28 protein-coding genes and 5 tRNA genes are annotated in these 21,863 nt (G+C 43.0%); 9 read left to right on the forward strand and 24 right to left on the reverse strand.

The genetic code is table 11. The features are described from left to right. Positions 1 to 73: 73 nt before the first annotated feature. The 24 genes from rplL to GGE08_RS11770 form a co-directional block, all read right to left on the reverse strand. Positions 74 to 454, reverse strand: coding sequence for a 50S ribosomal protein L7/L12 (gene rplL / locus GGE08_RS11655; RefSeq protein ID WP_127140995.1), 381 nt, complete (start codon positions 452 to 454; stop codon positions 74 to 76). Positions 455 to 509: 55 nt separating this feature from the next. Continuing rightward, positions 510 to 1,028: a 50S ribosomal protein L10 gene (rplJ, locus tag GGE08_RS11660; protein ID WP_179385070.1), complete on the reverse strand. Its 519-nt coding sequence runs from the start codon at positions 1,026 to 1,028 to the stop codon at positions 510 to 512. Between the two features lie 23 nt (positions 1,029 to 1,051). Beyond that, on the reverse strand, positions 1,052 to 1,744 hold the full coding sequence (gene rplA, locus GGE08_RS11665; protein WP_127140997.1) for a 50S ribosomal protein L1: 693 nt from the start codon (positions 1,742 to 1,744) through the stop codon (positions 1,052 to 1,054). 20 nt (positions 1,745 to 1,764) lie between these two features. Beyond that, positions 1,765 to 2,202 carry a 50S ribosomal protein L11 gene (gene rplK, locus GGE08_RS11670; RefSeq protein WP_127140998.1) on the reverse strand — a complete coding sequence of 146 codons (438 nt, stop codon included), beginning with the start codon at positions 2,200 to 2,202 and terminating at the stop codon, positions 1,765 to 1,767. A 67-nt stretch (positions 2,203 to 2,269) separates the two neighbouring features. Further along, positions 2,270 to 2,821: a transcription termination/antitermination protein NusG gene (gene nusG / locus GGE08_RS11675; RefSeq protein WP_127140999.1), complete on the reverse strand. Its 552-nt coding sequence runs from the start codon at positions 2,819 to 2,821 to the stop codon at positions 2,270 to 2,272. A 12-nt stretch (positions 2,822 to 2,833) separates the two neighbouring features. Beyond that, on the reverse strand, positions 2,834 to 3,022 hold the full coding sequence (gene secE / locus GGE08_RS11680) for a preprotein translocase subunit SecE (protein WP_100817505.1): 189 nt from the start codon (positions 3,020 to 3,022) through the stop codon (positions 2,834 to 2,836). 91 nt (positions 3,023 to 3,113) lie between these two features. Beyond that, a tRNA-Trp gene (locus GGE08_RS11685) sits at positions 3,114 to 3,186 on the reverse strand. A 71-nt stretch (positions 3,187 to 3,257) separates the two neighbouring features. Further along, on the reverse strand, positions 3,258 to 4,445 hold the full coding sequence (tuf, locus tag GGE08_RS11690; RefSeq protein ID WP_179385071.1) for an elongation factor Tu: 1,188 nt from the start codon (positions 4,443 to 4,445) through the stop codon (positions 3,258 to 3,260). 48 nt (positions 4,446 to 4,493) lie between these two features. Beyond that, positions 4,494 to 4,565 (reverse strand) — tRNA-Thr (locus tag GGE08_RS11695). 90 nt (positions 4,566 to 4,655) lie between these two features. Then, positions 4,656 to 4,728, reverse strand: a tRNA-Gly gene (locus tag GGE08_RS11700). Positions 4,729 to 4,807: 79 nt separating this feature from the next. Beyond that, positions 4,808 to 4,890, reverse strand: a tRNA-Tyr gene (locus GGE08_RS11705). Between the two features lie 22 nt (positions 4,891 to 4,912). After that, a tRNA-Thr gene (locus GGE08_RS11710) sits at positions 4,913 to 4,986 on the reverse strand. 101 nt (positions 4,987 to 5,087) lie between these two features. Then, positions 5,088 to 5,390 carry a ribosome hibernation-promoting factor, HPF/YfiA family gene (hpf, locus tag GGE08_RS11715; RefSeq protein WP_179385072.1) on the reverse strand — a complete coding sequence of 101 codons (303 nt, stop codon included), beginning with the start codon at positions 5,388 to 5,390 and terminating at the stop codon, positions 5,088 to 5,090. A gap of 54 nt (positions 5,391 to 5,444) precedes the next feature. Next, positions 5,445 to 6,335, reverse strand: coding sequence for a site-specific tyrosine recombinase/integron integrase (gene xerA / locus GGE08_RS11720; protein WP_179385073.1), 891 nt, complete (start codon positions 6,333 to 6,335; stop codon positions 5,445 to 5,447). A gap of 97 nt (positions 6,336 to 6,432) precedes the next feature. Further along, complete coding sequence (gene rpsU / locus GGE08_RS11725; RefSeq protein WP_090299076.1) at positions 6,433 to 6,627, reverse strand: 30S ribosomal protein S21; 195 nt, start codon at positions 6,625 to 6,627, stop codon at positions 6,433 to 6,435. A gap of 91 nt (positions 6,628 to 6,718) precedes the next feature. Further along, on the reverse strand, positions 6,719 to 7,888 hold the full coding sequence (locus GGE08_RS11730) for an acyl-CoA dehydrogenase family protein (RefSeq protein ID WP_179385074.1): 1,170 nt from the start codon (positions 7,886 to 7,888) through the stop codon (positions 6,719 to 6,721). Positions 7,889 to 7,898: 10 nt separating this feature from the next. Next, positions 7,899 to 8,753: a ComEA family DNA-binding protein gene (locus GGE08_RS11735; RefSeq protein WP_179385075.1), complete on the reverse strand. Its 855-nt coding sequence runs from the start codon at positions 8,751 to 8,753 to the stop codon at positions 7,899 to 7,901. 21 nt (positions 8,754 to 8,774) lie between these two features. Then, on the reverse strand, positions 8,775 to 10,838 hold the full coding sequence (locus tag GGE08_RS11740; protein WP_179385076.1) for an amino acid carrier protein: 2,064 nt from the start codon (positions 10,836 to 10,838) through the stop codon (positions 8,775 to 8,777). Between the two features lie 85 nt (positions 10,839 to 10,923). Then, positions 10,924 to 11,931: a potassium channel family protein gene (locus tag GGE08_RS11745; protein WP_179385077.1), complete on the reverse strand. Its 1,008-nt coding sequence runs from the start codon at positions 11,929 to 11,931 to the stop codon at positions 10,924 to 10,926. A 3-nt stretch (positions 11,932 to 11,934) separates the two neighbouring features. Further along, positions 11,935 to 12,162, reverse strand: coding sequence for a PspC domain-containing protein (locus tag GGE08_RS11750; protein WP_179385078.1), 228 nt, complete (start codon positions 12,160 to 12,162; stop codon positions 11,935 to 11,937). An 8-nt stretch (positions 12,163 to 12,170) separates the two neighbouring features. Further along, positions 12,171 to 13,451 (reverse strand): DUF2851 family protein, encoded by a 1,281-nt coding sequence (locus tag GGE08_RS11755; protein WP_179385079.1) that lies wholly within the window; start codon positions 13,449 to 13,451, stop codon positions 12,171 to 12,173. A gap of 21 nt (positions 13,452 to 13,472) precedes the next feature. Beyond that, on the reverse strand, positions 13,473 to 13,784 hold the full coding sequence (locus GGE08_RS11760) for a rhodanese-like domain-containing protein (protein ID WP_179385080.1): 312 nt from the start codon (positions 13,782 to 13,784) through the stop codon (positions 13,473 to 13,475). 81 nt (positions 13,785 to 13,865) lie between these two features. Beyond that, on the reverse strand, positions 13,866 to 14,498 hold the full coding sequence (locus GGE08_RS11765) for a thioredoxin family protein (protein ID WP_179385081.1): 633 nt from the start codon (positions 14,496 to 14,498) through the stop codon (positions 13,866 to 13,868). Positions 14,499 to 14,504: 6 nt separating this feature from the next. Then, a complete protein-coding gene (locus tag GGE08_RS11770; RefSeq protein WP_179385082.1) occupies positions 14,505 to 15,050 on the reverse strand; it encodes a TlpA disulfide reductase family protein in 546 nt (181 codons plus the stop codon). A gap of 134 nt (positions 15,051 to 15,184) precedes the next feature. Between GGE08_RS11770 and GGE08_RS11775 the strand changes: the two genes are divergently transcribed. From GGE08_RS11775 to trpC, 9 genes are all read left to right on the forward strand, one after another. Next, positions 15,185 to 15,631 (forward strand): MarR family winged helix-turn-helix transcriptional regulator, encoded by a 447-nt coding sequence (locus GGE08_RS11775; protein ID WP_179385083.1) that lies wholly within the window; start codon positions 15,185 to 15,187, stop codon positions 15,629 to 15,631. A 4-nt stretch (positions 15,632 to 15,635) separates the two neighbouring features. Then, positions 15,636 to 16,268 (forward strand): NAD(P)H-dependent oxidoreductase, encoded by a 633-nt coding sequence (locus GGE08_RS11780; protein ID WP_179385084.1) that lies wholly within the window; start codon positions 15,636 to 15,638, stop codon positions 16,266 to 16,268. A gap of 35 nt (positions 16,269 to 16,303) precedes the next feature. Continuing rightward, positions 16,304 to 16,873, forward strand: a complete 570-nt coding sequence (locus tag GGE08_RS11785; protein WP_179385085.1) for a YceI family protein — start codon at positions 16,304 to 16,306, stop codon at positions 16,871 to 16,873. Positions 16,874 to 17,154: 281 nt separating this feature from the next. Further along, positions 17,155 to 17,439 (forward strand): GIY-YIG nuclease family protein, encoded by a 285-nt coding sequence (locus GGE08_RS11790; protein ID WP_179385086.1) that lies wholly within the window; start codon positions 17,155 to 17,157, stop codon positions 17,437 to 17,439. Positions 17,440 to 17,478: 39 nt separating this feature from the next. Then, positions 17,479 to 18,876: an anthranilate synthase component I family protein gene (locus GGE08_RS11795; RefSeq protein ID WP_179385087.1), complete on the forward strand. Its 1,398-nt coding sequence runs from the start codon at positions 17,479 to 17,481 to the stop codon at positions 18,874 to 18,876. A 2-nt stretch (positions 18,877 to 18,878) separates the two neighbouring features. After that, positions 18,879 to 19,445, forward strand: a complete 567-nt coding sequence (locus GGE08_RS11800) for an anthranilate synthase component II (RefSeq protein ID WP_179385088.1) — start codon at positions 18,879 to 18,881, stop codon at positions 19,443 to 19,445. A 106-nt stretch (positions 19,446 to 19,551) separates the two neighbouring features. Then, entirely contained in the window at positions 19,552 to 20,544 is a 993-nt protein-coding gene (gene trpD / locus GGE08_RS11805; RefSeq protein WP_179385089.1) for an anthranilate phosphoribosyltransferase, read from the forward strand. Positions 20,545 to 20,603: 59 nt separating this feature from the next. After that, complete coding sequence (locus GGE08_RS11810) at positions 20,604 to 20,966, forward strand: four helix bundle protein (protein WP_179385090.1); 363 nt, start codon at positions 20,604 to 20,606, stop codon at positions 20,964 to 20,966. Positions 20,967 to 21,016: 50 nt separating this feature from the next. After that, complete coding sequence (trpC, locus tag GGE08_RS11815) at positions 21,017 to 21,802, forward strand: indole-3-glycerol phosphate synthase TrpC (protein WP_179385091.1); 786 nt, start codon at positions 21,017 to 21,019, stop codon at positions 21,800 to 21,802. Positions 21,803 to 21,863 lie beyond the last annotated feature (61 nt).

The raw sequence follows: 21,863 nt of genomic DNA on the forward strand, positions 1-21,863 counted from the left end.
CTCCTTATATAAATAGGCTAAGGTCTAACCAAAAAATGGAAAGACCTTAACCAAGTTCTAATGGGAAAAGCGATTATTTAAGCTCAACTTCTGCTCCTGCTTCTTCCAATGATTTTTTGATACCTTCAGCTTCGTCTTTGGAAATACCTTCCTTAACAGCTTTTGGTGCGCTGTCTACGATATCCTTAGCTTCTTTCAAACCAAGACCGGTCAATTCCTTAACCAATTTTACAACTGCCAATTTAGAACCACCAGCAGCGGTAAGGATTACATCGAATTCAGTTTTTTCCTCAGCAGCTTCTTCACCTCCACCAGCGGCAGCACCACCAGCAACGGCTACTGCAGCAGCAGCAGGCTCGATACCATATTCTTCTTTTAAAATGTCGGCCAACTCATTTACTTCTTTTACCGTAAGGTTTACCAACTGTTCTGCAAAATCTTTCAAATCTGCCATTTTTCTATCGTTTAATAAAAATGTTTAAAAATATACTTAGTTTATTGTGCGCGAATTATTCTCTTTCAGATAGGGTTTTAAGGATACCTGCCAATTTACCACCTCCGGACTTAAGACCAGAAATAACGTTCTTGGCGGGAGATTGCAACAATCCGATGATATCCCCGATAACTTCCTCTTTGGACTTGATTTCAACAAGTGCATCAAGGTAATTATCCCCGATGTAGATGGCCTCTTCAATGAAGGCGCCTTTCAATACGGGCTTATCTGATTTTTTTCTAAAGTTCTTGATAAGTTTCGCAGGTGCGTTCCCGGTTTCTGACAACATCAAAGATGTATTGCCTTTCAATACTTCGGGAAGTTCACCAAATTCCTTATCAGAAGCTTCCATTGCTTTTGCAAGCAAGGTGTTCTTTACGACCGCAAGCTTAATGTTCGCCTTAAAACACGCCCTTCTCAAGTTGGAGGTGTCCACGGCATTCAATCCTGATATATCCGCCAAGTAAATGTTCGGATTATCGGCCAACTGTGCAGTCAAGTCTTTTATTACTGTTGCTTTTTCTTCTCTTGTCATAGTTAAAAAAATTGAACTACCAGTTATTGAACTGCTTTTGGATCTAATTGAACACTAGGACTCATGGTACTGGACAAGTAAATACTCTTCATGTACACACCTTTTGCAGCAGAAGGCTTCATTTTGATAAGGGTGTCGATCAACTCCCTCGCATTTCCTGCGATTTTGTCCGCAGAGAATGAAGCTTTTCCGATTGCAGCGTGTACAATTCCGGTTTTGTCCACTTTAAAGTCTATCTTACCGGCCTTCACATCAGATACCGCTTTTGCAACATCCATAGTTACTGTTCCGGTCTTTGGATTGGGCATTAAGCCCCTTGGCCCCAAAATTCTACCTAGTGGTCCCAATTTACCCATAACGCTTGGCATGGTGATAATCACATCAACATCGGTCCAACCGTTTTTGATTTTCTCCAAATATTCGTCCAATCCTACAAAGTCAGCACCAGCTTCTTTGGCCTCTGCTTCTTTGTCTGGAGTCACCAATGCCAAAACTTTTACGTCCTTACCTGTTCCGTGGGGAAGGGTAACAACACCACGCACCATTTGGTTGGCTTTTCTTGGGTCTACGCCCAAACGAACTGCCAAATCAATGGAAGCGTCAAATTTTACATTGGTTATTTCTTTTACTAAAGCTGATGCCTCTTCCAAAGTATAGAGCTTATTCTTGTCTATCTTGGCGTGGGCCTCTTTCTGCTTTTTAGTCAATTTTGCCATTTCTTAATTGCTTTCAGATTTTAAAAAGGTCTTGTTCCGGCTATTTTCAGACCCATAGATCTTGCAGTACCTGCAACCATACTCATTGCAGACTCCACGGTAAAGGCATTCAAATCCGCCATTTTGTCTTCGGCGATTGCTTTTACTTGATCCCAGGTTACCGAACCATTCTTAACCCTGTTAGGTTCTCCCGATCCTTTTTTAATCTTGGCTGCTTCCATCAATTGAACTGCCGCAGGTGGTGTTTTTACAACAAACTCGAAAGATTTGTCTTTGTAAACGGTGATAACAACAGGTAAAACTTTACCCTGTTTGTCCTGTGTACGCGCATTAAACTGCTTACAGAACTCCATGATGTTAACACCAGCAGCACCTAAGGCGGGTCCAACCGGTGGCGATGGGTTCGCAGCACCTCCCCTAACTTGTAATTTAACTACCTTATCTACTTCTTTTGCCATTGTTTCTAATTAAATTTAAAGTGTGTCAATTGGAAGCAACACAGCTTTATATATGTAACAGCTCTTGTTATACTTTTTCTACTTGCATATAGCTGAGCTCCAATGGTGTCTTTCTTCCGAAAATCTTCACCATTACCTCTAGCTTACGCTTTTCCTCGTTGATTTTTTCCACGGTTCCATTGAATCCGTTGAAAGGTCCATCGATTACCTTGACCGTTTCGCCCAATACAAATGGGATTGCAACATTGTCCGTATTCACGGCCAATTCATCCACCTTACCAAGCATACGGTTTACTTCTGACTTTCTTAGCGGAATGGGGTCACCCCCTTTAACTTCGCCCAAAAAACCGATTACATTGGTTATGGAACGAATAATGTGGACCATTTCACCGCCAAGATTGGCCTTGATCATAATATATCCTGGAAAGTAAACCCTTTCTTTATTGATTTTCTTTCCATTTCTGATCTGAACAACTTTTTCGGTAGGCACCAGAACTTCATCAAGATAGTCGCCAAAACCGGCTCGCTCTACCTCGCTTTCAATATAGCCCTTGATCTTGTTCTCTTGACCACTGACCGCTCTTACTACATACCATTTTTTCTCCAGAACCTCAGACATATCGACCGATCTTTACCCTATTAATTTTTCAAAATACAATGTGATCAAATTACTGAACAAGGAATCCACTCCCCAAGTTGCCAACGCAAACAAGATGGAAAATACAGCTACGATTACCATTAGGTTGGAGGCTTTACCTCTTTCCAACCAGGTAACATTGTTCTTCAATTCTTCAAATGATTCCTTTATGTAAGTGACCATGATCTATGTATTTTGCTTGCATGCTTCGACTGTGCTCAGCACAAGCTCCGGAGAGCTGTTTACCTTATCATGCTAATGTCTTTAACTTTTGCACGGGAGGAGAGACTCGAACTCCCGACACCTGGTTTTGGAGACCAGTGCTCTACCAACTGAGCTACACCCGTTTATATTTACACTGAAAGGTATCCCGAAGAAATCGGGACACCCTTGAGTGCAATTTTATAGTAATCGAATCTTAATCTAGAATCTCGGTAACCTGACCAGCACCTACCGTTCTACCACCTTCACGGATAGCGAAACGTAGACCTACGCTCAATGCGATAGGCTGAATCAAATCAACAGTGATTGTCAAGTTATCTCCAGGCATTACCATTTCAACACCATCAGGCAAGTTAATATTACCTGTTACGTCAGTTGTACGAACGTAGAACTGAGGACGGTAGTTATTGTGGAATGGAGTGTGACGTCCACCTTCTTCTTTTTTCAAGATATACACCTCTGCTTTGAATTTTGCGTGAGGCTTAACAGAACCTGGCTTACAGATTACCATTCCTCTTTTGATATCGGATTTCTCGATACCTCTCAAAAGAAGACCTACGTTATCTCCAGCTTCTCCTCTATCCAAAATCTTACGGAACATCTCAACACCAGTAATGGTAGAAGACAATTTCTCAGCACCCATACCAATGATATCTACAGGGTCACCTGTGTTGGCAACACCAGTTTCAATACGACCAGTAGCTACGGTACCACGACCAGTAATGGTGAATACATCTTCGATTGGCATCAGGAATGGCTTATCAACCTCACGTGTTGGCTCCTCGATCCAAGAATCAACCGCATCCATCAATTCCATTACAGTGTCAACCCATTTTTGCTCTCCGTTCAAAGCACCAAGTGCAGAACCAGAGATTACAGGTCCGTTGTCACCATCGTACTCATAGAAAGAAAGCAATTCCCTTACTTCCATTTCAACAAGCTCCAATAGCTCCTCATCGTCCACCATATCAACTTTGTTCAAGAAAACAACGATACGTGGAATACCTACCTGACGACCCAAAAGGATGTGCTCACGAGTTTGTGGCATTGGACCATCTGTTGCGGCAACCACCAAAATAGCACCGTCCATCTGGGCAGCACCTGTAACCATGTTCTTTACGTAATCCGCGTGACCAGGACAGTCAACGTGAGCGTAGTGACGGTTAGCAGTTTGGTACTCAACGTGTGAAGTGTTGATAGTAATACCTCTTTCTTTTTCTTCTGGCGCGTTGTCGATGGAGTCAAAGCTTCTAAGCTCAGACAAACCAGCGTTTGCCAATACAGTGGTAATAGCAGCAGTCAATGTTGTTTTACCGTGATCCACGTGTCCAATGGTACCAATATTTAAGTGGGGTTTGGAACGATCAAAAGTTTCCTTTGCCATTTTAAAATAATTTTAATCTTAGTTTATATTAGTGTACAAATCGTTTTGAGCCAATGAGGGGATTTGAACCCCTGACCTCTTCCTTACCAAGGAAACGCTCTACCCCTGAGCTACACCGGCCTATGGGTTATCAGGTTTAGAGTTTAAAAGTTACAAGTCTAGCTCGTTAAAACTTCAACCTTCGTCTTGAAACCGCAGTTTCAAATTTAGAGCGGGAGACCGGGTTCGAACCGGCGACATTCAGCTTGGAAGGCTGACGCTCTACCAACTGAGCTACTCCCGCATTTTTTTTGGGCCTAAACCCAAACATTCCATTATTTCAAAAAACCTTTTATCCCAATTGTTCCGACGAACAATCTTTGTGGGGGGAGCAGGATTCGAACCTGCGAAGGTAAAAACCAACAGATTTACAGTCTGTCCTCGTTGGCCGCTTGAGTATCCCCCCGCCTTATTTTCAGTAATTTACGAGCCGATAGAGGGACTCGAACCCACGACCTGCTGATTACAAATCAGCTGCTCTAGCCAGCTGAGCTATATCGGCATTTCACCGCTTTTTATTCACTAAAAAAGCCCGCTATTTCTAACGGACTGCAAATGTATATATTTATATTTTAATTCAAAATAAATTTTGAAAAATTTTCGTCAGGCGTTCGCCCTCATCTTTTCCTTCTTTTTCACCAATTGTCTTTCCAAGGAACTACAGGCGGAATCCACAGCCTCCTCAAAGGACTTGCATTGTTTTTTGACCATGATTTTATCCCTGGGGATGAACACCATGATTTCCACAATCTTATTTTCTTTTGCACTTGTGTTTTCCACTTTGAGATACACATCCGATTCAATGACCTTGTCATAGAACAATTCCATCTTGTCCATTCGCTTTTGGATAAAGTCAATGAGTTTACCATCAGCTGTAAAATTTACCGATTGTGCGTTTACTTTCATAAGACGACGTTTTTAGTACTGTCCGGGACAGTGAAGTTAAACAATACAAGAATGCTACTTCTTGTTTCTTGGATGGGCCTTCTGGTGTACCTTCTTGAGTTCGGCAATACTGTTGTGCGTGTACACTTGCGTAGATGCCAAACTTGAATGACCCAATAGTTCCTTTACGGAATTTAAATCTGCCCCCCTGTTCAGCAAGTGCGTTGCAAAGGTGTGCCTGAGTATGTGTGGACTCTTTTTTACCTTGGGGGACACCAAACTAAAATACTTATTTATAGTTCGATAAACAAGCGTTTCATAAATTTTAAGACCTTCTTTTGTTAAAAATAGATACTGCGAATCGACTACCTTTTCCAACTTGGAGCGTTCTTCCAAATAGCTCTTGATTTGCTCCACAGTAGAGGACAAGATGGGAACGATACGCTCTTTGTTCCGTTTGCCCAGCACTTTGAGCGCATTACCGGAAAAGTCAATATCCGTCACCTTTAAGTTCACAAGCTCAGCCCTTCGCATTCCCGTGGCATACAACAGTTCGATGATGAGCTTATCACGGATGCCTTCAAAATCATCTTCAAAAGGAATTTCGGAGAGTACAGTCTCCATCTCCATTTCAGAAAACGGCACCTCTACCTTTTTGCTTGTCTTGAGCGCTTTGTGCTTGACCAAGGGGGAGACGGAAATGTCACCAACCTTCAACAAAAAACGGTAGTAGGCCTGAAGTGATGAAATCTTCCTGTTGATACTCCTATTGGAAACTCCCTGCTCCGATAAATGAACGATCCAATTCCTGATCAAGGGGTAAGAAACAGTTGCGATATCGTGTTCATCATGCTGCTCCTTGCAGAAACCCGAAAAGCTTTTCAAATCCCTCTCGTACGCCTTGATGGTATGTTGGGAGTAGTTCTTCTCCAATCTCAAATAGGATATGAAAGCAGACAGCGACATATATCAAAGGTAAGGATTCAATAACGTATAGATATAAAACGAAAAATCCCGTTCCAATATTGGAACGGGATGGATATATTTTGTTGAAGCTGTAAGCCTATACTTCTTCTTGGTCCCTAAGACCTTGAATGTACTGTGCTTTTTGAATTTGCGCTCTACGCTCCACAGAAGGTTTGGTGAACTGCTGTCTTGATCTTAACTGACGCATGGTACCTGTTCTGTCGAACTTACGTTTGAAACGCTTCAAAGCTCTATCGATGTTTTCTCCTTCTTTTACTGGTATAATTAACATGGGCTACAACCTCCTTTCTTTAAAATTTTGGTCTGCAAATATACAAATGAAATTCAATGGGTAAAGAAATATTTTACTTTTTTGATTCTTCCTACACCATTCGCTTTTTGTACTCCTTTTTATCCACAATGATCTTGGCCAAAATTTCCCTCAAAATTTCCGAGGTACCTCCCCCGATGGGACCCAACCTACTGTCGCGGCTCAAACGCGCCATCGGATAATCTTCGATGTAGCCATAACCGCCCAAAAACTGAAGACAATTATAAATGACCTCATCGGCCATTTTTGTGGATTTGAGCTTGGAAATGGTAGCCTCTTTCACCACATAGGCACCCTTTTCCATTTGTGCTACGGTAGCGTAATTGAACTGTTTGCAAAGCAACATATCGGAATAAAGATCTACCAATCGATGGCGTAGTGCCTGGAATTGATCTATGGTTCTGCCAAAGGCCTCACGCTCGGACATGTATTGCAAAGCATAATCCAAGGCAAATTCCGCCCGGGCATGGGCATTTACGCCCATCACCAAACGCTCCAAGGCAAAAGCTTCCATGATGTAGGCAAAACCTTCGTTCTCCTCTCCCAAGAGATTGGCGGCCGGCACCTCTACATTGTCAAAAGCCAATTCTGCCGTATCCGAAGCACGCCAACCCAGCTTGTTCAGCTTGTTGGCGGAAACACCTTTGGCATTCCGGTCCATAATGAACATACTGATACCCTTATTTCCGGCATCCTTATCCGTTTTGGCAGCAAGTATGATGTAATCCCCATACACCCCGTTAGTGATGAAGGTTTTGGAGCCGTTCACAATATAAACGTCCCCATTCTTCTCCGCAGTGGTTCGCATAGCTGCCACGTCACTGCCCCCAAAAGGTTCAGAAACACCCAAACAACCAATTTTTTCGCCCAATACACTGGGCTCCAAATAAGCGCGCTTTTGCTCGTCGTTGGCCAATTTGTTCAAATAGGTCATGGCCAAATACTGGTGGGCCCACATGGCCGCGGCAAAACCACCGGAATTTATTTTTTGTAATTCTTCGAGGAAAATAACAGTGTAAAAAAGGTCGAGGTCCAAACCGGAATACGACTCAGGGGTCATCAAACCAAAATACCCCATTTCGCCAAATTTGTTCCAAATAGCCCTATCTATCTTTCCGGTTTCCTCCCATTGTTCTATATGGGGAACTACTTCTTTCTGTAAAAAATCCTTTAAACTTTCGCGGAATAAGTTATGCTCTTCCGTGAAGTACATATCGTTCATAGCAACTATTTTATAGAGACAAATATAACGCTATTCTATCTAGTTTTTCTGTTGGAAATCCGTCAACCTGACTTAAATCCCCAAACGATGCAAATAAACCATTTTTATCTCGATAGGCAACGATATTGAACGCCAAGGTCTTGTTGATGTAAACCAACTGGGACAACTCATCCGAAGTTGCTTTGTTGACATTGATTTTTACCACAGTGGGAGGGTCTTGCACTTGATATTTCCGTAAAGTCCTTTCCACTACTTCGGGCTGCAAACCGTACACATCGTACAATTGCTCGTTCACCAAAAAGCCGCCCAACCTATCCCTGAACTTTACAATTCTCTGGGATAAGGTGGCCCCAATACCATATATAGTTTCCAATTCCTCCACTGTAGCCTTGTTAAGGTCCTTGACCTGGGCCGCAACAGGCTGTTCTGAAACCCACTTTGATTTTGTTTTTGCCTTTCCTGCCCATTCCGGAAATTTGAAATAGGGTGCCATTTGATGCAAAAGGGAATCGGAGACTTGGGTAACAGCTTGAAATTCTTCCGCAGAATTCACAAAATTGCCCTCTTTTCTAAACGTGGACAGCCTATCCCATTCGGTCGATGACAGCCCCAAGGTGTATGCCTTGTAATCGGAAATATAATTGGGATTAAAAGGAAAAATCCTTTGGGATGCTTCAAACTGTTGGATTTTAAGGCTATCCAACTTGGACTGATCCACTGCATTCAGTACAAAATTATTTTTCAGGGGTGCTGGATTTGCTTTAACCAAATAATACAAGCATTGAAGCAGAACCACTATCAGCAATAAAAAGAAAATCCCACTTCGTTCCTGTTTGTTGAACCTGAAGTGGGATTGTTTTCTCATTGTATGTTTACACGGAAAGGATTAGCTTTTCAACTTTTTAAAGAGTTGGCCTGCCTTTAACTTCGTTAGATAACCATCCAAATCTTTGCGCACCTCACCGGACATGATATACAATCCGATAATGTTCGGGAAGGACATGGCCAAGATCATCATATCCGAAAAGTCCAGTACAGCACCCAAACTTACGGAGGCTCCAACAACTACAAATACCAAGAATAGCATTTTGTAAATCATTTCCGAACGCTTGCTCTTTCCAAAAAGATAGGTCCAAGCCCTCATACCATAATAAGACCAGCTGATCATGGTAGAAAAGGCAAATAGGAATACCGCTAATGCCAACACGTAGGGGAACCAAGAAATTTGGCTACCAAAGGCATCGGAAGTCAATTGGGCTCCTGCCATTCCTTCCACTTCATGCATTCCTGTGAAAATCAGAACCAAAGCGGTAAGGGTACACACCACTACGGTGTCGATAAACGGCTCCAACAAAGCCACAAATCCTTCGGATGGTGGATGGTTGGTTTTTGCCGCACTGTGCGCTATGGCAGCGGAACCTACACCAGCCTCATTCGAGAAGGCCGCACGTTGGAACCCGATGACCAAAACACCCAGAATTCCACCTTTTAAGGCTGAAGGGCTGAATGCACCGTCCACGATCGCAGAAAATGCTGGGCCAATATTTTGAATGTTCATGATGATTACAGCCAAGGCTGCTACAATATAGATGGAAGCCATGATGGGCACAATCTTACCGGTCACCTTTGCAATACTGCTGATTCCACCGATAATCACCACACCTACCAAGATGGCAGTGACCACACCAAACCAAAATCCGTTACCGGCAAGCACCGGGAATTGTCCTGCCAATTGCTCAAAGGATTGATTGGCCTGGAACATGTTCCCTCCTCCAAAAGAGGCTCCCACGGCAAGCAATGCAAAAACACCTGCCAATACTTTTCCAAAACCTTTCAGGTTTCTTTTTTCCAGTCCGTAACGAAGGTAGTTCATCGGACCACCGAATACACGCCCATCAGGAAGGATATCACGATATTTTACCCCCAAGGTACACTCCACAAATTTGGAGGACATCCCTAGAAGACCACAAACAATCATCCAAAAAGTAGCCCCAGCTCCTCCCAAGGATACGGCAACCGCCACCCCTGCAATATTACCCAAACCTACGGTACCGGAAACTGCGGTAGCCAAAGCCTGAAAGTGGGTTACCTGCCCAGGAGCATCCGGATCATCATACTTTCCTTTGGCAAGGTCAATCGAGTGTTTAAATCCTCTTATGTTGATGAAGCCCATTCGAAGGGTAAAGAACAACGCACCGAACACCAACCATATCACGATAAATGGAATACCTTTGATAATGGGATCGCCATTGGGGTGCAACATCGCTACGGGCTCGTCGTACTCGATTTCGGCAAAATAATGTGCGCCCTGCTCAATAACGTGTTCTTGATTTTCGGAATTATAGATGACGTTACCTTGCTTAACCTTTTGCACCAACTTTCCCTTGGCATTGGCCTGAATGGTAATATCTCCTCGTTTGTCGCTGGTAATAATGGCAACATCTTCCCCTTCAACAACACTTGCTCTGTTTTCCTTGAGCCATTCCTTTAAAATGAACTTATCTTGGGTTTCATTGCTCCAATCCGGAATACCGATCAATTTTACATCAGCGTAAGCAACTGGATCATAAATTCCGATGGCAGCAAAAGGGTCCCAAAACAAAACGGAGCCCAAACCACCTACTGCAGGGGTCATGGTTCCGTTAAAGACTTCTGTTATGGATTGGGTTTCCACTGTAAATTCCTTGGTCACCGAATTACCGGCAGCGTCCGTGACCACCACAGTGTACGCGATGCCTTCTACAAGGCCTTGGGCCGATTTTGAAGTGAGCGGGGTTTCTTGATCGCTCCACTTGTAGGTATAGGGCTCTACCCCTCCATCTACTTCAAGCTCAATAGCCCCATCATTGATATTATCGGAAACATTATAGGTTTTGCCAACTACGGTCAATTCCTGTGCAAAACCAGTGGTCAATGCAAAAAAAGACAATAGAGAAAGAAAATACTTCATATATTGAAATTAGTTAGTTTTCGGTATGGTAAAGGCAGCAATATCCAAAAAAAAATCAACGCTATCAAATTTTATGTTTTTTTAACTAACCAATCTGAAACATTTGATTTAATTTCCGTATTTGCTCGGGCCGTCCCAGTACAATCACCTTGCTTTTGGGTTGTAGAATGAGGTCTGCCTCTGGGTTGATGATATAGTTTCCTTCGGGATCGATATAGCCGATAATGGTGCAGCCTGTTTTTCTTCGAAGATCCAGATCGCGCAAAGAGTTGCAATCCATCTGGTCGGTAAAGTCTTCAATGCTGACCTCTTCCAAGTTGGTCGTATGCTCCCCTTCAATGGAAAGTTGATCCAAAAATGTAATCAAATCTGGCATTACCACCAATGAAGCCATATGGTCGCCCCCAATTTTATCGGGCATGATCACTTTATTAGCCCCAGCAAACTCCAATTTTTTTACAGAGGTGATTTGAGAGGCCCTACTAATGATGAAAAGGTCCTTATTGAGTTGCCTAGCGGATAGTACAATAAAGAGGTTGGCCGAATCATCGGGCACTGCCGTAATCAAATATTGTGCACGTTCGATGCCCGCCTGGATGAGCACATCATCCTCGTTGGCATCACCTTCCACAAACAATACCGTTTCCTCGTGCCGTTCAATAATTTCCTTATCCTTTTCTATAACCACAAAAGGCTTTTTATAGGCTATTAATTTTTCCGCTGCCTGCATACCGTTCCTACCAAAACCGCAGACCACCACATGGTTGGAAAGACTATCTATCTGTTTCTTCACTTTTTTCTTTTTTAGTAGTTCGAGCGAGTTTCTACCCAGAATATATTCCGTGACCACGGAAATGGCAAAACCAAAGATAAAAACACTGGTAACGATTAAAAATACAGTAAAAATCTTTGCATTGGCATCCAATGGCCTTACCTCCGAAAACCCGACCGTAGTAACCGTAATAATGGTCATGTAGATGGCCTCCACCCAAGTGAAATCGGATAAGATTTTATACCCGACCACCCCGAATACGAGCACCACCACCATTAAGGAAAGGGCCAATACTATTTTGGAGCGCATCAGTCTTATCATTGATTAAAGGTCAAATACAGAGGTTCTTTTGGTGTAAATCAAGTCTTTGATCCGTAGCCAAAATGCGATAAAAAGGTATAGGGCAAAACCAAAACCCAAGGTCACAAAAGTCAAGTAAATGAAACTGGTTCGTACCACACGGGCACGTATGCCCAAGCGTTCCGCAATCCGTCTACAGACCTCGAAACCGCGCTTTTGAAAATAATATAAGGTATCGTAAAACAAAGACATGGTTAAAATTATGTATTTCTCTTTAATAATTGGGTGCCGATGGCGCATTGCATGCATTTATTTTTCGTGCAATAATTACTGTAAAGCTGCAATTTGGCCTGACTCTCCAAGGCGTTTTGCGTTTTTGCACCTATACGCCCAAAATTTTTGATGATGGAGTTGTCTTCCGCGTCCAGCTGGGACAACAGCTCAATCAAATCCTCGTTCATGTCCTGCCCCGTATATTTGGCATAACAGAATTTTAAGGGCAGCAGAACATTCATGATCAGAAGATCCATAAAGCCTTTGGACAATCGCTTGGTGCTTTTTTTGGAAACCTTGCCGAACGTATAATGGTTATCCCAGTAAGTCCCTGCCGCAACTTCCAAAGTTGTGTAAACATCTTCCTTGCTATTGAGCAGCATCAGTTCGGAAAACAAATGGTGCCTGCCCGAATACAACTGTACCAATTGCGAAACCCGAATCGTGGGGAAGTTCGGTGGTCGAAGACCAAAAAACGCAGGCTTTGGTGGGGTTTGGTCCAAACTAAATTTATGCGCCAAATACTGAAACTCCTTTTGAAGTCGAGTGTAGTAGGTATCAGAACAATCATCTTCACCCAAAAGCCCAAAATGGCCAAAAAGCAGAGCCTCCAATTGCAGGGGTTCATTATTGACCTTTCGCATCACCGAAAAATCCAACCGTTGTGCCCGTTCCAAAAAATGGGCGCCGTTGACGGTCGATCCAAAACTTTTGGCCAACAACATAAACAAAACCGCCTCCCAGTCATTTTTGGTTGCCTCCAATAGTTCTACTATCAATTCAGACTTGTGCTCTAGCCGTTCGATGTACAAGCGGTGGAGCCAATTCTCCACCAAAAATTCATCAACGGCCTTCCAATCCTTTTCACAGTTGATAAACGTAGGCCTTGCGTTTTCAACCAGCTCGCGATACCGGTCCAACAGTTCATCAGAGACATATTGGCGCACTTCCAATGTCGGTATCTGGGAACCGTCTTTCCTAAAAACGGCAATGTCATCCTCCCATACTACGTGGAGAATGACATTGTCGTAGTTTTCATCCGATTCGTGATGGTGCACGTACCAATCCGAGGATTTGAGGTGCATCTCGACATTGCCAGCCCAGAGCTGGCCATCGATTTCGACTCTTGCATCAAAAAAGTCTGGGCCTGCCAAATGGTTTTGGATTCCAGTTGCCTTAATGGCAACCGAGGTTCCATTAGTGGTACGCAGGCCAATCTTTGGAAGCTTGTTGTGCCTCCAAATAAAATAAAGTAGGTCTTCTCGCATTGATTTGGGACAAATGGAGGTCTACTCTGCTACATCGCCTTCCCAGTTCATAAAGCCACCTTCCAGATTATAGGCATTTTCAATTCCGATACTGTTCATCAAGGCGCAGGCCTGTCCGCTTCGGTTGCCCGATCGGCAGTAGACGTAATAGTTTTTGGACTTGTCCAGCTTTTCGAGTTCGTCCATAAACTCTTGTCCCAAATAAATATCGATGTTGGTAGCTCCGGGAATATACCCCTCCTCTACCTCTTCGGGGGTACGCACATCCAAAATAAAGGCGTTATCGTCGTTTTGCAGTTGTTCCGCCCACTCTTCTTGTGATAGATCTGACATTATTTTTCAATTTAGATTCCTACAAAAATAAAAATCCGAAGCGTTACTCCGGATTTCTAACTCTTTTATTTTGATGATGGCCTATTTGATGCCACATCCGATAGCTTTTGTCGTTTTCGGGTTGATTTCGTTGCCGGCCAACATCGCATCCACGGCATTCTCCACAAATTTCTCATCCACTTGTGAAGCATCCTGATAATTGTCGTCGATAGCTCCAATGTATTTCACTTGGTTCCCCGAAGCTGTTTTTTGCAATATGAAAACGTGGGGCGTCCGTGTAGCGCCATACGCCGGATATACCTTTTGGCCCTCATCGAACAGGTAGGGAAAAGTAAAGCCTTTTTCCGCAGCGCGCTCCTTCATTTTGGTAAAACTGTCGCCCGGCTTGGCGTTGGGGTCATTGGGGTTAATGGCAATCACAGGAACACCCTGGGATTTGTATTTGGCGTCCAAATCCATGATCCTATCCTCATAAGCTTGTGCATATGGGCAGGTGTTGCAGGTAAAAATCACGATAAACCCTTTGGCCTCCTCAAAATCGGATAGGGATACCATGATGCCATCCACATTTTTCAGTGAAAAATCGGTGGCCATATCGCCCACTTGGTAACCTTTATCCAAACTATGTTCGTTCGCCACTTTAAAACCAGTGGCAAATGCTGCCACAAAAACGACCAGCAAAGCTGACCATCCTAAAATTCTTGCTCTTTTCATGCTGTACTATTTTGTAAATTGATGTAATGCTTCGTTAAGTTCTTCGTACGTGAAACCACGTTCGTAAAAAGTTCGTTTGTCCTTATTATATATTAAGGTAGCCGGAATACCTCCGCCCCATTCTTCGGACACTTTGGGAATCCAATCATTCTGCTTGGGATCATCCAATATCACCACTTCGGATTGAATGTCTTTGTTCTCCACATAAGGCTCCAAACGCGACTTCCACATATTGGGCATATCCAAATTGACCAAAATAACTTTCACATTGTTATCCTTTTGCTCGGCATTGATTCGCTCAAAATGGGGCATTTCCTCCACACAGGGCTTACACCAAGTAGCCCAAAAGTTAATGACATAGGTGGCACCATCATCTTTGTGCAGCAGAGGTTCAAAGGCCGCAAAATCATACACCGGGAACTTGACATCGGTATCAGCGGTTTTTTCCTTGGATATGGTAGCGACCTCTCCTTCGGCTTCATTCGGCTCTTTTTTCTTTTCGGCACAGGACCCAACCATCATCGCTAGGGCCAAAACAATCAATCTCTTCATTACCTGGTTTTTAGGCTCTCTAAAATACACACCTAAAAAATGCCATTCCATTCTTTAACAAAAATTTATCGACCCAAAATTTGGTGCATCCATCAAAATCATTTTACATTTGTATATACAATTATTGTTTGTACATGAATGTTGAAGAAGTCATAAAAACCTCAAAAAAAATTCCCTTGGAGCCCAGGACGATTATACATATGGAATTGGTTCACAATAAAATCAGTGAGATGATGACCGCCACGCTAAAGCCCTTTGAGGTTTCTATACAACAATTCAATGTACTTCGCATATTGAGGGGCCAACAGGGAAATCCAGCCAATCTTTCTACCATAAACGAAAGAATGGTGACCAAAATGAGCAACACTACCCGTTTGGTGGATAAACTTATTGCAAAAGGTTTTGTGAACCGATGTGTGTGCCCATCCAATCGCCGTAAGGTGGAGATTCTAATCACCGACTCAGGTCTCAAGGCGCTATCACAAATGGATGAAGCTTTGGACAAGGCCCATGACACCATCTTGGTAAATTTTACCAAACCAGAACTCGAACAATTAAATCAACTATTGGATAAATTTTAAACTAATGAGCAACGTTTTAGAACATAGAACATGGCGCTACGCCACCAAAAAATTCGATCCCAGTAAAAAGGTATCGGAAAATGACCTTCAAACCTTGTTGGAGGCCACTCGCCTAAGTGCATCCTCTTATGGGTTACAGCCTTACCACGTATTTGTGATCCAAGATCAAGACCTTAAGGAGCAATTGAAGCCGGTCTCATGGGGGCAGTCACAGATTACGGATGCATCGCACATCATCGTTTTTGCCAATGCCACCGATTTTGGGGAAGAGTTGGTAGATGATTATTTAGTCAACGTTAGCGAGACCAGGGGAATCCCAACTGACAACTTAAAAGGATATTCAGACTTTATGAAGTCCAAATTGATGGACCTACCCAAGGATATGAAAAGCAATTGGACAGCGAGACAGGCCTATATCGCCTTTGGAAATTTGATGCAGGCAGCGGCCGAGCTTAAGATTGACACTTGCCCAATGGAAGGCTTTGAGACCGAAAAGTACAATGAGATTTTAGGACTCAACGACAAAAACCTGAACGCAGCGGTTGTATTGGCAGTTGGTTACCGTTCTGAAAAAGACGAAACTCAGCATTTGCCCAAGGTGAGAAAATCAAAAGAAGAATTATTTACACATATATAAATCATTAACAATTAAAAACAGAAATTACAACAATCATGAAAAAGACAATTTTGAGCTTAACATTAATGACCCTTGTGGGTTCATCCGCTATCGCAAACCCGATCAAAGAAACCAAAGAAGTAAAAACAACGGAAAGTACCGTTACTTGGAAAGGCTACAAAGTAGGAGGTTCTCACACAGGAACCATCAGCCTTCAATCCGGTGCCTTGGAATTTGACGGGGAAACCTTGGTAGGTGGAGAGTTTGTTGTGGACATGGCAAGCATCAACACCACCGATTTGGAAGGAGAGTATAAGGACAAATTGGACGGTCACTTGAAATCCGACGACTTTTTTGGCACTGCCAATCACCCAACAGCCAAATTGGTGTTCACCAAAGTGACATCAACCGGAAAAAACTCTTACGATGTTACTGGCGACCTTACCATTAAAGGTACTACAGAGCCAGTGACTTTTGAGGTATCCGTTTACGGTGACAAAGCAACTGCTTCCTTGAAAGTGGACCGAACCAAATACGATGTAAAATACGGGTCAGGCATCATCGGTACTGCCAAGGACAAATTGATCTATGATGAGTTTGATTTGGTAGTTGATCTACAGATGTAATCAACTCCTATTTAGTGTGTGGAAATCCCGTTCGAGCTATTCTTGGACGGGATTTTTTATTTTAAACAAAACATTGTTGTCCCGTTAAAAATTCCTCCCTATATTTGAGCCTATGATTATTGGAACAACAAATAACTGGTGGTGGAACAACTTACGTCAAATGTCGTGAGCTAAGTCCCCATTATAACCATATAAGAGGCTTGTCATCACGACAAGCCTTTTTCATTTTTAAGAACTTTAGATTTGATTTCCGCGAAGGCGGAAATCCTAAATATTAAAAAATGAGTTTTTATGTCTATATCATATCCAATAAGAAAATGGGAACCATTTATATAGGCTATACCAACGATCTAAAAAAGAGAATGTACAGGCACAAAAAAGGTATCGGGAGTAAGTTTGCAAGTAGATATAATCTTAAAACATTGGTCTATTATGAAAAATTCAATTTCCCAATGCCTGCCATAAGAAGAGAAAAACAATTAAAAAAATGGAATAGGAGTTGGAAAATCAACCTGATAAAAGATTTTAATCCAAATTGGGAAGATTTAACCTATTTCTTTGATTAACCAAAAATAGATTTCCACCTGCGTGGAAATAGAAACAAAATGACTTATTCATTAAAGACCCATTACAAAAAAATCCTCGCGGACACGATCACACCCGTTAGCGTTTACCTGAAGATCAGGGACAAATTCCCCAACAGCATTCTTTTGGAGAGTAGCGACTACCACGCGAACGACAACAGCTTTTCGTATATCTGTTGCAATCCCATTGCTTCTATTAAAGTGGCGAACGAAACCATTACACAGCGTTTTCCCGATGGAACAAAGAAAGAAATAGCGATTACCCCGGAAACCGATGTTACCCAAGTAATCCACAACTTCGGCAAGCAGTTCAAAACCAGTCAAAATGGCTTCAAGTTTATTTATAATGGGCTATTTGGATATATGGCCTACGATGCTGTTCGTTATTTTGAAGATGTGGAGATTTCCAAAAAGGAAGATTCGGCCCATATCCCAGATATTTATTATGCTGTTTATCAGAATATAATCGCCATCAACCATTTTAAGAACGAGGCCTATCTCTTCGCCCACTGCTACAATACCGAAAGTAACGTGGAGGAAATGGAGCAACTTTTCAGCGTACGCACCTTCGCTTCCTACAATTTCACCAAACAGGGCAGACCTGAATCCAATCTTGAGGACGAAGACTATAAAGAACAAGTTGCCCTGGCCAAAAAACACTGCCAGCGTGGCGATGTATTCCAATTGGTTCTGTCCAGAAGGTTCAAACAAAAGTTCAAGGGAGATGAGTTCAATGTGTATCGGGCGCTCCGATCTATCAACCCCTCCCCTTACCTATTTTATTTTGATTATGGTGACTTTAAGATATTCGGAAGTTCCCCGGAAGCACAATTGATCGTGAAGGACGGCAAAGCCGAAATCCATCCCATAGCCGGAACCTACAAACGTACCGGAAATGATGAAAAAGATGCCGAATTGGCCAAAAAATTGGCACAGGACGAAAAGGAGAACAGCGAACACGTGATGCTCGTTGATCTTGCCCGAAACGATTTAAGTCGCAATGGCAATACCGTAAATGTGGAAACCTATCGAGAGGTACAATATTTCTCCCATGTGATTCACTTGGTATCGAAGGTAACCGGACAAAAGAAAGAGGACAGCACCACGATGAAAGTAGTGGCCGATACCTTCCCCGCGGGCACCTTGAGCGGCGCGCCAAAACATATGGCCATGCAGCTCATAGAAAAATATGAAAAAACAAGCCGATCCTACTACGGGGGGGCTATTGGTTTTATGGACTTTGAGGGCAACTTTAACCACGCCATCATGATACGCACCTTCCTGAGCAAGGACCACGAATTGTACTACCAAGCCGGAGCCGGTCTGGTAGCGGCATCCAACCCCGATGACGAACTACAGGAAACCTACAATAAATTGGGCGCATTGACCAAGGCGCTGGAAATCGCCGAAACAATCTAAGCATGGGACGAAAGATTTTAATGATAGACAACTACGACAGCTTCACCTACAATTTGGTGCACTATCTGGAAGATTTGGATTGTGAGGTCACAGTGAAACGGAACGATCAGCTCACCTTGGAGGAGGTGGAACCGTTTGAATACATCGTACTTTCACCGGGACCAGGGATTCCCGATGAAGCTGGATTGCTGAAGGACATCATCAAAACTTATGCACCTACCAAACGTATTTTTGGAGTGTGCCTGGGACTACAGGCCATTGGGGAGGTATTCGGAGGAACATTGATCAATCTGGACCGAGTTTATCACGGAGTGGACACCACGATTACTGTTACTAAAGATGACCCTATTTATCAAAATATGCCCAAAACCCTTCAGGTAGGTCGGTACCATTCTTGGGTGGTTGACCCTAATTTGCCCGATGATTTGGAAATCACAGCGGTAGATGAAAACGGACAGGTAATGTCACTTCGGCACAAAACCTACGATGTGACCGCAGTACAGTTTCATCCCGAATCGGTTTTGACCCCCGAAGGAAAACAAATGTTGAAAAATTGGTTGGAAAGCTAGAAATATGTCTTTCCTGCGGAACTCTGAGCGTAGTCGAAGAGTAAGCAGGAATTCAAAACAATAACAAAATAGATTCCTGCCTTCGCAGGAATGACAAAGAAGAACAATGAAAGAGACCTTAAATAAACTCATCAATCACGAAATTCTCCCCAAGGAAGAAGCCAAGCAAATTTTGGTGAACATTGCCAAAGGGGAATACAATACCTCGCAAATTGCTGCATTTTTGACCGTTTACATGATGCGAAGTGTAACCATCGAGGAGCTCGAAGGGTTCCGCGATGCCCTTTTGGAACTTTGCTTGGCCGTTGATCTCGCCGAGTATGACCCTATCGATTTATGTGGAACAGGCGGGGATGGCAAGGACACCTTCAACATCTCCACCCTAGCCTCCTTTGTGACGGCCGGAGCGGGAATCCACGTCACCAAACATGGCAACTATGGGGTTTCTTCCAAATGTGGCAGTAGTAATGTGATGGAGTTTTTGGGCATCAAATTCAGTAATGATGCTGATTTTCTAAAGAAAACCATTGAGGAAGCAGGAATTTGCGTGCTGCACGCGCCCTTGTTCCACCCAGCCATGAAAAATGTGGCCCCCATCCGCAGAGAACTGGCCGTGAAGACCTTTTTCAACATGTTGGGCCCTATGGTGAACCCCGCCTTTCCAAAAAATCAGATGGTCGGGGTGTTCAATTTGGAACTGGCCCGAATGTACGGGTACCTATACCAGAATACGGACAAAAAGTTCACCATTCTAAATGCCTTGGACGGATACGACGAAATTTCCTTAACGGGAGATACCAAGACCATTTCCAACCATACCGAAGCCATGTTAACGCCTGCTGATTTTGGTGTGGAAAAAGTTTCACAACAAGAAATTACCGGAGGGGAAGATGTGGCCGAGTCGGCACAAATATTCATGAATATTTTACAAGGTAAAGGTACCAACGCACAGAACAATGTGGTTTGTGCCAACGCAGGGGTCGCTATTGCCACTGTAAAGGGCATCACCCCAAAAGAAGGCTTTGAAATGGCTAAGGAATCCTTGCTAAATGGTAAGGGATTGGCGGCTTTGAAAAAATTGCAATCTTTATCTAAATAAAGTCGGTAGTCAGGAGTCCGAAGTCCGAAGTATAGGGAGACGAGAAATAAATCAAGAGCATGATAGTGTCAAAATTCAAGTTTGAAAAGATAATTGTCTGGCAAAAAGCCATGGATTTTGGAGAAGCCATAAATGACATAACAAAACTCTTTCCAAAAAACGAGGTCTATAATCTCAGCTCTCAAATAAGACGAGCAGCTGATTCAATTGCATTGAATATTTCAGAAGGAGCTACCGGACAGACAAACCCTGAGTTTAAGAAATTCGTAGGTTATGCCATTAGATCTTTGAGCGAAGTGGTTACCTGCCTACATAAAGCGAATAGAAGAAACTATGTCCCAAACGAAACTTTTGATGAGCTTTATAATGAAGCCTTCAATTTAATGAACATGTTGGTCGCTTTTAGAAAAAATATAAAATAATTATAAAAAGCTTCGGACTTCGGACTACCGACTTCGAGCTTCCTTCAAATATGAACATTCTAGAAAAAATAGTAGCCGATAAGCGCAAAGAGGTCGATTTGAAAAAATCACTCATCACCCTGCCCCAATTAGAGGCGTCGGTAATGATGGAACGCACCTCCGTCTCATTGGCAGAAGTATTGCGCAAAAGTAACTCCGGCATCATAGCTGAGCACAAGCGGCGTTCCCCGTCCAAATCTGTCATCAATCACGACTTGAGCGTTCAGGATGTGGCCAAGGGATACACCGATGCAGGTGTTTGTGGCATATCCGTGCTCACTGACGGTAAATATTTTGGCGGCTCTTTGGACGATTTGGTACTTGCCAGGGCTTCAACCAACATCCCACTTTTGCGAAAAGAGTTCATCATAGATGAATATCAGATTGTGGAGGCCAAAGCCTACGGTGCAGACGTGATTCTATTGATTGCCGCTATCCTATCCAAGGACGAAATCAAGAACTTGTCCGAACTGGCCAAGGGAATGGGACTCGATGTACTGCTGGAGGTCCACAATGAAGAGGAACTGGAAAAATCCCTGATGCCGAGTCTGGATATGTTGGGGGTGAACAATCGGAATCTTAAATCCTTTGAGGTGGATTTGGATATCAGTAAAACATTGTCCAAAAAAATCCCTGATGATTTTTTAAAAGTTTCCGAAAGTGGCATTAGCTCTGTCGAAGCCATCCGTGAGCTCAAGGAATTTGATTATCAAGGATTTTTGATCGGGGAGAATTTTATGAAAACGGATAATCCTGGTAAAAGTGCGGAAGAATTTATAACCAAAATAATCTCGTAAATGTCACTTCGAGTGATTTGCCAAAGGTAAATTGTATCGAAAAGCAATCGGTCTAGATACA

Source organism: Allomuricauda sp. ARW1Y1, assembly GCF_013407935.1.
In the GTDB taxonomy this organism is placed as follows: Bacteria; Bacteroidota; Bacteroidia; order Flavobacteriales; family Flavobacteriaceae; genus Flagellimonas.